Raw genomic sequence first — 274 nt, 5'->3', positions numbered from 1 at the left:
ACCCAACCTTCTTCTGATTGCTGCCTGATCGAATTCAGGCGTGCTGTGTGTGCAATGGCGGCTTCGTCCAGCAAACGCTCGAGTGAAAGGTTCAAAAAAATAGAATGAGCGCGTTCTGCCATCTGCAAAGCGGCAGATTGGTTTTCATTTACCCACGACAGATGCTGATCAATGGAACGCGCGGGATCTCTCGGGTCTATGTATAAAACTGCATCGCCAAACACTCTTTCAACAAAGGGATGACGATCGCATATTGCGATTGCACTGGCTGCTG

At 49.3% G+C, this 274-nt stretch carries 1 protein-coding gene; it reads right to left on the bottom strand.

Annotated elements, in window-relative coordinates; genetic code table 11:
- Positions 1 to 274, bottom strand: a 274-nt coding sequence (locus KVT37_RS32220; RefSeq protein WP_217579028.1) for a hypothetical protein, incomplete at both ends; no start/stop codon positions are given.

It is taken from the genome of Mesorhizobium sp. GbtcB19 (assembly GCF_019091085.1).
Lineage (GTDB): Bacteria > Pseudomonadota > Alphaproteobacteria > Rhizobiales > Rhizobiaceae > Mesorhizobium.
The sequence above is the reverse complement of the archived record's forward strand: the minus strand, read 5'-3'. Positions and strand labels throughout refer to the sequence as shown.